7 protein-coding genes and 2 pseudogenes are annotated in these 10,110 nt (G+C 61.3%); 4 read left to right on the plus strand and 5 right to left on the minus strand.

What is annotated here, in order from left to right; genetic code table 11:
• A pseudogene (locus tag HV824_RS32380) lies at nucleotides 1–625 on the plus strand (hypothetical protein); the annotation flags it as partial.
• 45 nt (nucleotides 626–670) lie between these two features.
• On the opposite strand, the gene HV824_RS38305 reads toward HV824_RS32380, so the two are convergent.
• The 3 genes from HV824_RS38305 to HV824_RS32395 all read right to left on the minus strand — a co-directional run bounded on the left by HV824_RS38305 (nucleotide 671) and on the right by HV824_RS32395 (nucleotide 1,894).
• Nucleotides 671–853 carry an integrase core domain-containing protein gene (locus HV824_RS38305; protein ID WP_176424970.1) on the minus strand — a complete coding sequence of 61 codons (183 nt, stop codon included), beginning with the start codon at nucleotides 851–853 and terminating at the stop codon, nucleotides 671–673.
• 573 nt (nucleotides 854–1,426) lie between these two features.
• Nucleotides 1,427–1,687 (minus strand): hypothetical protein, encoded by a 261-nt coding sequence (locus HV824_RS32390; RefSeq protein WP_176424971.1) that lies wholly within the window; start codon nucleotides 1,685–1,687, stop codon nucleotides 1,427–1,429.
• Nucleotides 1,688–1,711: 24 nt separating this feature from the next.
• Nucleotides 1,712–1,894: a transposase gene (locus tag HV824_RS32395; RefSeq protein WP_176424972.1), complete on the minus strand. Its 183-nt coding sequence runs from the start codon at nucleotides 1,892–1,894 to the stop codon at nucleotides 1,712–1,714.
• 368 nt (nucleotides 1,895–2,262) lie between these two features.
• On the opposite strand from HV824_RS32395, the gene HV824_RS32400 reads away from it, so the two are divergent.
• From HV824_RS32400 to HV824_RS38310, 3 genes and pseudogenes are all read left to right on the plus strand, one after another.
• Nucleotides 2,263–4,155, plus strand: coding sequence for a DUF3696 domain-containing protein (locus HV824_RS32400; RefSeq protein ID WP_176424973.1), 1,893 nt, complete (start codon nucleotides 2,263–2,265; stop codon nucleotides 4,153–4,155).
• The gene (locus tag HV824_RS32405; RefSeq protein ID WP_176424974.1) at nucleotides 4,152–5,213 is read left to right on the plus strand and encodes a hypothetical protein; all 1,062 of its coding nucleotides are present in this window, start codon (nucleotides 4,152–4,154) and stop codon (nucleotides 5,211–5,213) included. Before HV824_RS32400 ends, HV824_RS32405 begins: the two co-directional genes overlap by 4 nt.
• A gap of 107 nt (nucleotides 5,214–5,320) precedes the next feature.
• A pseudogene (locus HV824_RS38310) lies at nucleotides 5,321–5,458 on the plus strand (transposase); the annotation flags it as partial.
• A gap of 522 nt (nucleotides 5,459–5,980) precedes the next feature.
• On the opposite strand, the gene HV824_RS32415 reads toward HV824_RS38310, so the two are convergent.
• The gene (locus tag HV824_RS32415) at nucleotides 5,981–6,991 is read right to left on the minus strand and encodes a ribonucleotide-diphosphate reductase subunit beta (RefSeq protein ID WP_176424976.1); all 1,011 of its coding nucleotides are present in this window, start codon (nucleotides 6,989–6,991) and stop codon (nucleotides 5,981–5,983) included.
• A gap of 76 nt (nucleotides 6,992–7,067) precedes the next feature.
• On the minus strand, nucleotides 7,068–9,584 hold the full coding sequence (locus HV824_RS32420; protein WP_176424977.1) for a ribonucleoside-diphosphate reductase subunit alpha: 2,517 nt from the start codon (nucleotides 9,582–9,584) through the stop codon (nucleotides 7,068–7,070).
• Nucleotides 9,585–10,110 lie beyond the last annotated feature (526 nt).

Raw genomic sequence — 10,110 nt, forward strand, 5'->3', positions numbered from 1 at the left:
GGAGGGGGCGCCCACGGGGGCGAAGCGGGAGGACGAGGCGCTGAGCACGCTGGGGGCTGACGGGTGGACCGTGGACCCGCTGGCGCCGGTGGTGGCGCGCGAGGTCATCCGGAGCATCGTCAAGCTGCCGCTAGAGGAGGTCCACCACTACATCGACTGGGCGGTGAGCTGCCGCAGTGCGATGGCGGCCGGGACGCCGGTGGAGGGTTTCAACCTGACGCGCGCGTCGAGGTTGCTGGCCACGCACTACTTGGTGTGGAAGGGGAAGGTGCTGCCCAAGCCGACGCCGGTGAGCGAGATGGCGCCGAAGCTGGGACGGGCGCGGAGGATGCGCAGGGCGGCGACGTTGGTGCCTGCGGCGCGGGTTTGGGGATTGGTGTTGCTGGTGGCCTTCGTGGTGCCTGCGGTGCTGTACCACTTCATCTTCGCCCCGCCTGTGGAGAGTCCGGTGAAGGGCTTCGTGCTTAGTGGGGTGATGACGCTGGTCTGGGCTCTGTTCTCCCTGGTGCGCTTCGATGACTTTCAGGGGCGGCCTGTGCGCCTACCGTGGAGGGTTGCGCTGTTTGTTGGTGGTCAGCTCGTGGTGGGCGGGCTAATGTGGTGGCTTCACGGAATGCCGCGTTGAGGCTTGTCGCACTCGTTTAGGGTTGCCCCCGTCAAATCGGACAGCTCAGTGTTGAGAGTTTGCAGTACGGAACTCGCGAGGTGACTTCATCTTCAGCCTGCGGTGCGGGTGGCAGCGGTTGTAGTCGTCAAACCAGACGGGCAGTTGGGCGAGGAGGCGTGCGGTCGAGTACAGTTTGTTGGCGTAGAAGTAGTCGCGTTTGAAGAGCTTCACGAATGACTCGGCCATGCCGTTGCGCTGGGGTGAGGTAGGCGAGCTTGGTGCACACCCGCAGGCCGAGGCGGAAGCCGAAGTCACGGGTGTTCTTGGCGGCGTAGATGGGGCTGTCGTCGGACAGCCACTCCACCGAGTGAGACGCCTTTGAAGTACCCGGGTCGAAGCGGGCTTCGATCATATCGGCCATGAGGTCCTGAGTGGTGAACGAGGTGGATGCTGGGCGGCGGCTTGGAATGCGATGGCCTCTCGGTCGCAGCAGTCGAGGCTGAAGGCGACGTGAACGACTTCGCCATTCAAGCAGCGCACCTCGAAGTCGTCGCTGCACCAGCGCAAGTTGGACTTGTGGCTGACGACTTAGTCCTCATGGGGGCGCGTTAACTTTCGGTATTCCGTTGCCGCAGCAGGCCTCCTTGACGCATGAGCGCGATAGCCGCGCTTGTGGTTTAGGACGGGCTTGCCCTCCTGGCGGCGCTACCGGTTGAGGACAGCGCCGACTCGGCGGTAGCCGTAGGTCGCGCGCTCGCCGATAGCGGCCTTGAGTTCTTCCTGCGCTTGGTGGTCGGTATCGATTTCGGTCGCCCGGAGCTACCGACGCCCCGGAGTGCGCATCTGGTTGAAGCGCGAGACGCCCAGCACCCGAGCTGCCGCACTCACAGCATGCCTTTCAGCTTCGACAATGCTGCCTGCGACAGCAGCTTTTTCTCGTGCCAGGGCAGTCGCATCTCGCAGGACTTCGACCACCTGCGTCTTCTTGCCCAACATCCGCTGCAGCTCGCGCACCTGCGCCTTGAGTTGCTGCATCTCGGACTCCAGCACCCCGGCCTCGCCGACTTTCAGCCCCGACACGCTACCGGCCTCCTTCAGCTAATTTTAACGGAACAGCTGGCTGGGGTTGACGCCATACTCGTGCGCCACCAGCGACACACTCTTGCCGGGCACTTCTGCCTCGGAGAGTATCAGCAGCTTCTTCCCCGCAGAGTAATAGCGCCGCCGTCCTCCCTGCGTGGCACCATCCGCCACATGGACAGCCTCTGTCGTCTTTGTCGCCATCATCAGACTCGCGTTCTAGCCGAACGCGCCTGTCCGGCTCATCAGGGCGCTACATCGCTGGTGTTGGCGTTGACCCACTGTGTCTCGCTGTTGCTTTGGTATGTGATGATGGGGTGGGGCGTGACTCTGGAGCAACTGGAGATGCGTCCTGTTCATTTCGGAGGTGACCGCCCGGTCACGCGAGCAGTGACGCAAGCGTGAACGGCGCAAGCGTGAGGCTTCCTTCGGGAGCGGTGGCTAAACCTGAATCGGATGCATTCGCCAGAGGAGGCAAGTAGCCCCTTGAATTACCGCTCATGACAGTCGACAATCGCTAAGCCGCCAATGTCGAAGTTGCATGGAGTAGTCGAACCTCAATACTGGATAGACCAATGTTAAAAAACTGGACACTTGAGAATTTCAAGCCAATCAAAGGGCGACTCGACCTCCCACTTCGCCCTATTACCGTATTGGCGGGGCTGAATAGCTCAGGCAAGAGCAGCGTACTGCAGTCGATTCTGCTTTTTACGCAGACGCTGTCGAATCAGAGCACCGAGAAGTCGCTAATCCTGAATGGACACGTCGTTCAATTGGGGACTTTTGAGGGTATTAGAAATGAGAGGGCCGTACAGCCAAATATCGGCATAGGTTTCGAGCTGTCTCTTGCTACACCGCAGCCAGAAGAGAGGGCTCCCGCGCAGGGAACGATACTGTGGGGGAGGCGAGTCCCGAGAACTGAGTCCGTTAAGTCGATCAATCTCTTGGCTACATTCAGATCGGCGCGGCACTTTGACAGTGATTCATCGGGAATTGAGGCCGTTAAGGTTGCGTTGGCGAGCGCGCGAATGCAGCTTGCGCTTTCGCCTAGGGGTATTCATCCGGAAATTCCGCAGCCGCATCAAGAGCACAAAGCCCATACCCTGGTTGCTGACGTTAGTCCAATGACAGCCGAGAGTCAGAGGGAGTTGATGTCAGGGATTGGGGAGGAGTTCATTCGGGCCCTGTCGCACCCTGAGTCGGAAAACTACAGCATATCGATTTCTTGGCCGGAGAATACTCGCCCCCCAACCACCCATCTTACCCATCTATCCCACTTCCTGCCTGAGCGCTTTTTTTCCAGGTTTAGTCTTGCCGAAGAAGCAGAGGCAGAGGCGGAGCATCTGGTTGAGGTGCTTTATGGAGAGGCGCCTCCATGGGCTAGACGCGTCCGTCACGAGGAGGTTTTAAGAAAACTCTTCGATGACCCAATAAGTGGCCGCCTCCGGGAAAAAATCGGCGAGTTGACAAGGAAGACTGCTACTGAAGGATTCGAAGGAAAAACCGCGTCCGAGCTGTCTGGCTGGTCACTTGGTCTTCCTCTCAAGACGCGGAGAAAGCACAGGTTTGTTAAATCTGTTCGTGCTGCCATCGCGGAAGAGATTGCGAGCGAAATTAAGAACCGGTTTACATCGACCGCGCAGTTTGGTCTCAGACGAGTCACAGAAGACTATGGCGTCTCTGCAATAGAAATGGCGTCCCAGCGAACCACGAATTTTTTCACAACAATGATTCGATACTTGGGGCCTCTTCGAGCGGACCCGAGAGCAGCCCAGGGATTCGCCCCGTCAAATGAGCCAGATGACGTAGGACCAAAGGGCGAATTTGCAGCATCTGTCTATGAAGCCAACCGAAAGCAGCGCATTTCCTGGTGGAACCCTACCACGGGGAGCGAATCCATCAATACACTTGAGAAAGCCGTAGACATCTGGGCTCAATATCTCGGTGTTGCCCATCGAGTATCCACTAGGGATGCGGGAATCTCTGGAGTCTCATGGGCAGTCCAGCATCTTCCAAACTCAAAAGATCGACCGCTCCAATCGGTGGGAGTCGGCGTAAGTCAAATTCTCCCCATTCTGGTTGCCGGTCTGCTCGCCCCCAAAGGTGCTGTCATTTTAATCGAGCAACCGGAGTTGCACTTGCATGCCAGGGCCCAGGCTCGACTTGGCGATTTCTTTGTCGGGTTGGCTCGCACTGGAAAGCAGTGTATAATAGAGACGCATAGTGAAAATCTCGTGACGCAGCTTCGGTATCATATTGCAAATGCGTCCGATGGAATATCTGGCGATGTGGAAATATACTTCGCAAATCAGGACAGGGCCGGAGAGTCCACGTTTTCTCCGGTGAAGATTTCTGCTTCGGGAAATATTGAGAACTGGCCAGACGGCTTCTTTGATGAGGGGCTTAGGCAGGAAGATAAGATTACTCGCGCTGCGTTCCTTGCCCGAAAGAACAAGAGCAAGAAATGACGCCTCATTTTGCAATCGATCCGTATTTGCTTTTCGCTCCGAAGAGACAGCTCAGTGCGCCGGCGGCAAGAGATTGGTTGGTTGCGCTGGAGGGCTGGTTGCGTGAAGCGGAAGTGTCGCCTTATTACTGGGGGCATTTCCATGATTGCTCAATGCGTCTCTTTGAAGAGAACTTGTTTCCGACGTTTGATTTGATGCGCGAGATTGTGAGTGAGCATAAGATCGATGTTAACGTTGGCTGGATTGTGCGCCAGATTAACAGCTTCTTTCAGGACGAGGAGAGGGGTATATTAGAGAGAGTTTCCACGAAGTCGGCCGTCTCGAGCGGTGGCGTGCAGGTGAATCCCAATGAGTTTGTCCTGCGGGCGCATCCTGTTTCGGGTGAGTTGGAAGAGTCGCTTTTGTGTGTGGGGTGCGATAAGCACTATGGGGCCGACTTTGCTTCGTCCGTTGTGGTTGTGACAAGGAAGTTGGATGTTGTGGCTGGCGAGGTTGAGGTGTCGGCGCTTGTTGAGTTGATTGAGGGTGATCTCTGTGATGCCTCTTCTGGGGCAATTTATATGTCCGAGAAGATTCCTCTGCTTTTTACGCCTGAGCAGATTTCCGATACGCTCGACATGGATAGTATTGTTCGCCCTGATGGGCGCGAACTAATGCGGGCTATTCGTCGCACGGTTGCTGAGGTTTCCAGGGGTGAGTTGATGGAATTTGATTTTAGGTTCCATGGCGAATTTGTCGGCTCGATCCTTGGGCAGTCAATTGATGCTTCGCCAGCGGTTCTTGAGAAGCTCATTCGGATATGTGCCGCAGTTGTTCTCGATCAGGCTCAATGTCTGAAATTGGGCTTGCGCCATCTGCGTGAGTCCGCCGCCGCGAACAGTCCTCAGCGAACACGCAGACATGACAACGCAAAGGCCTGGCGCCTCACTATTACAAAGGGAGGGGTTGGGTGGAGACTTCATTACTGGTTTATCCCCCCCGTGGACGATGGCAAGCGAGGTTCTATTGAGTTCGCCAACGTGCTGAAAAAGCAGGATGTGGAGTGGATTCCAGAATGAGGCTGGTCTTGAAAATCGGATGACCTGCGGCGTGGCGCTCCGGGAGCGGTGTCGCACTGGTGTTCGGGGGCCGTATTGGGACTGGGGAGTCGCTTACCCAACGCAAGGTGAATCCCAACTTCGGCCTGGGCCAGACCATTGCCTACCTGCGCAAGCACTGGCAGAAGCTGACCCTCTTCCTCGGCGAGGAGGGCGCCCCATTGGACAATAACCTGTGCGAACAGGCCCACAAGAAAGCCATTCTCCACTGCGAGAATGCCTTTCTCCGGATGCTAAATGGCGCTCACGTGAGAGATGTCCTCATGAGTCTCATTCACACCGTGGAGTTGTGCGGGGGCAACCCCTTCGACTTACGTGGCGGCGCTGCTTCGCCACCTGGAGGCACTGGCGCAAGCCCTGGGCGCGGCGATGCCCTGGACCTATCCGCAGGCGCTGTCCGCGAGCTGATTTCACTCTGCCCCTGTTCCGAATTTCTGGCCGCCGATGATCAGAAGTCCGCGCGTTCTGGCGACCCTCAACTCAGGCCGCAGCGCTCCACGCATGCCCCCAGTCTATTGGCCCCCGACAGCACGTTCACGCACGCTCGCCAGCGGGACACGGAGCAAGAGGTCGCGGCTCGTGCCGAAGCGAATCCGCCTGCTTAAGTGCCGGAGCAGGGGACTCCCGAGCCCCCGAGACGCCCGTGGAGGAAGTTCTGGTGAGCCCACCGCGCGCTGCCCTCAACCGGGGCGCCTGAAACGGCGCCCCGGGACACAGCGCACAGACACTCAGAACGCCGCGTCGAGGACCACGTCGGTCGCCGCACCTACCCCCACGGCCACCTGGTACGACGACACGCGGCGCTCGAAGAAGTTCGTGAGCTCCTGCACGTCCTGCAGGTCCATGAAGTGCAGCGGGTTCTTCGTGCCGAACACCGGCGACATGCCCAGCATCTGGAGCCGTTGGTCCGCCACGTACTCCAGGTAGCCGCGCATGTCCTGAACGGACAGGCCCATGACGCCGCCGCTCAGCAGGTCCTGGGCGAACTGAATCTCGCACTCCACGGCCTCGCGGAGCATCGCCACCACGTCGCGCTCCATCTGCGCGTCGAAGAGGTCCGGCTCCTCCTTGCGCGCCACATGGATGGCCTCGTAAGCAAAGGCCATGTGCGCGCTCTCGTCCCGGAACACCCAGTTGGTGCCCGCCGCCAGGCCGTTCAGCAGGCCCTTGCTGCGCAGGAAGTACACGTAGGCGAACGCCGCGAAGAAGAAGAGGCCTTCAATGCAGCCCGCGAAGCAGATGAGGTTCAGCAGGAACTGCCGCCGGTCCTGCTTCGTCTGCAGCGTGTCCATCCCCTGGATGCTGTCCATCCACTTCATGCAGAAGCGCGCCTTGCGCTGGATGGAGGGGATGTTGTCGATGGCCGCGAAGGCCCTCGCCCGCTCGGCCTGGTCCGGCACGTAGGTGTCCAGCAGCGTCAGGTAGAACTGGACGTGCAGCGCCTCCTCGTAGAGCTGGCGCGACAGGTACATCCGCGCCTCGGGCGCGTTCAGGTGCTTGTACAGGTTCAGCACCAGGTTGTTGCCGACGATGCTGTCTCCCGTCGCGAAGAACGCCACCAGCCGGTGGATGAGGTGGCGCTCCGCGTCCGTCATCTTCGAGCGCAGGTCCACCAGGTCCGTGGAGAAGTCCACCTCCTCCACGGTCCAGGTGTTCTTGATGGCGTTCCGGTACATCTCGAAGAACTGCGGATACGCCATCGGGCGCAGCGTGAGATTCAGGCCAGGGTTCAACAGCATTGCTTCCGTGCTCCTCGCGCTGCGGCGCGGTGTCTCAGACGTTCTTCTTCAAGCCAAACCGTCAGCGTCCCCAGGCCTACTGGCAGGCCTCGCACGCCTCGGGGTTCTCCAGCGAGCAGGCCACCGCCTCGGCCTCGGTCGCCTTCGCCACCGGAGCAGGGGTCGCCGACGCCATGCTGGCGCTACCCCCCGTGCCCACCGTGGCCTTGGCAATCCGCGTCGCCGGGCGCGAGCGCAGGTAGTACGTCGTCTTCAGCCCCTTCTGCCACGCGTAGAAGTACATCGAGGACAGCTTCCCGATGTTCGGCGTCTCGACGAAGAGGTTGAGCGACTGGCTCTGGTCGATGAACGCCCCGCGGTCCGCGCCCATGTCCAGCAGCGCGCGCATCGGCAGCTCCCACGCCGTGCGGTACACCGTGCGGAGGTTCTCCGGCAGCTCGGTAATATCCTGCACGCTGCCTTCCGCCATCTTGATGCGGTTGCGGATGTTGTCGTTCCACAGCCCCAGCGCCTGGAGGTCCCGCACCAGGTAGCGGTTCACCTGGAGGAAGTCACCCGACAGCGTCTCGCGCTTGAACAGGTTCGACACCTGCGGCTCGATGCACTCGTAGCAGCCGACGATGGACGCAATCGTCGCCGTGGGGGCAATCGCAATCATCAGCGAGTTGCGCAGGCCGTGCTTCATGATGCGCTGGCGCAGCGCGTCCCAGCGCGCCGTGTCCTCGGGCACCACGCCCCAGTGGTCGAACTGGAGCTCGCCCTTGGCCGCCCGCGTCTCCGGGAAGGACTCGTGCGCGCCGTACTGCTCGGCCAGCTCGCACGACGTGGTCAACGCCGCGAAGTAGATCTCCTCCGAGATCTTCTTCGACAGCGCGCGCGCCTCCGCCGAGTCGAAGGCCAGCTTGAGCTGGAAGAAGACGTCCTGCAGGCCCATCAGGCCCAGGCCCACCGGGCGCCAGCGCTTGTTGGACGAGGCCGCCGCGGGGATGGGGTAGTAGTTCAGGTCGATGACGCGGTCGAGCTGCCGCATCGCGAGCTGGGCGTTGACGCGCAGCCGGTCGAAGTCGAACTTCCCGTCCACCAGCATCCGGCTCAGGTTCAGCGAGCCCAGGTTGCACACCGCCGTCTCACCCTGGCTCGTCACCTCCAGGATTTCGGTGCACAGGTTGGACAGGTGGATGACGTTGCCGGCCTTGCCCGTCTGGTTGCTCTTGCGGTTGCTGATGTCCTTGAAGGTCATCCAACCGTTCCCCGTCTGCGCCAGGCACTTCATCATCCGGGCGTAGAGGTCACGCGCCTTCACCTTGCGCATGGCCAAGCCGTCCGCCTCGGCCTTCGCGTAGGCCTGCTCGAAGGCGTCGCCGTACAGGTCCGTGAGGTGGGGGACGCGCTTGGGGTCGAACAGGCTCCAGTCGCCGTCCGCCTCCACGCGCTTCATGAAGAGGTCCGGCACCCAGTTGGCCAGGTTCAGGTTGTGCGTGCGGCGCGCGTCGTCGCCGGTGTTCTCACGCAGCTCCAGGAAGTCCTCGATGTCCGCGTGCCACGTCTCCAGGTACACGCAGCACGCGCCCTTGCGCTTGCCACCCTGGTTCACCGCCGCCACGGAGGCGTCCAGCGTCTTCAGCCAGGGGACGATGCCGTTGGAGTGCCCGTTGGTGGACTTGATGAGCGAGCCGCGCGCGCGCACCCGGTGGTACGCCACGCCGATGCCGCCGGAGAACTTCGACAGCATCGCGATGTCCGAGTACTTCTTGTAGATGGCGTCCAGCTCGTCCGCGGGCGAGTCCAGCAGGAAGCAGCTCGACAGCTGCTCGTGACGCGTCCCCGAGTTGAACAGGGTGGGGGAGCTGGGCAGGTACTCCAGCGAGCTGAACAGCCGGTACAGCTCGATGGCCTCATTCACGTTGTCGCCGCTGAGCGCGCTGGCCACGCGGAGGAAGAACTCCTGCGGCGTCTCCAGCACCTCGCGCGTCTGCGGGTTCTTCAGCAGGTACCTGTCGTAGACGGTGCGCAGGCCGAAGTACTCGAAGAGGTCGTTGCGCGACGGGTCGATGGCCGCGTTCAGCTTGCGCGCGTTGGCCTGGACGAACTGGAGCAGCCGGTCCGCGATGAGGCCGTGCTTGTGGCCCGCCGCGACGGACTGGCTGAAGGAGTGGATGTCCTGGTTGCTGACCTCCTTCTGGATGAAGGTGGCCAGCAGGCGCGCGGAGAGGCGGCCGTACTCGGGCTCCTCCACGATGAGGGCGGCGGCCGTCTGGATGGAGAGGCTGTCCAGCTCCCGCGTCGTCGCGCCGTCATACAGGCCGGAGATGGTCTTCGTGGCCACGCGCATCGCGTCCACGCGGGGCAGGCCCACGCAGGAGCGGCCCACGGCGCGCACAATCTTGTTGAGGTCCACCGTCTCCGTGCCGCCGTTGCGCTTGCGCACCCGCATGGAGGTCGCGCTGAAGTCGCCCGCCGTGGGCTCGGAAGCAACCGCGCCCGAGGCAGCGGCGCCCGTCGGCGCTGTCGTCGTCGCCGGCGTGGACGGGCCGGAGGAGACGGGCGGGACAGACATGTTGGCGGAAGGCTTCACGGGCGTATCGAAGTTCACGAGCGGCTCACTCCAGACAAAAGCAGGGCGCTTCGGGCAGACACGAGGCCTGTCCAGGGAAGCGGACTCCCCCACCACGTTACTGGAAAATTGTTCAGGTGAATCCCGTTCCGGCGGGACGGGACTAGCGGCTGGAATCGACGGTGGTTCTGGGGGGATTTATGGGCGAAACCGATGTTGTAAGCAAGAAACCCACAATCCCTCCTCTTCCCCGCGCCCAGCCACATCGGCTGGTGGGGCGCCATCGACCAGACACAAGCTATGGGGGGGTACCGGACCTGTCAACGCGAGATCTAGTGCTCGGCCCGGCATGGCCCGTGCAATCTATGATCGATCTCCGAGCCGAACTCGCAGTCGTTCGGTGAACAGTCGGTGACCCCTCCCAGGGACGTGGAGTGTGGGCGTCCTGGAATCCACCGTGGGCGGTCAGAAAGGGCCCTACGGAGGGGTTGGAACCACACCGCCCGCATCCGCCCCGGTGGGGGCCTGGGGGGCCTCGTCCAGGGCCTCCCCGGTGGTCTCTGGC

This window comes from Myxococcus sp. AM009, from assembly GCF_013372605.1.
Lineage (GTDB): Bacteria > Myxococcota > Myxococcia > Myxococcales > Myxococcaceae > Myxococcus > Myxococcus vastator.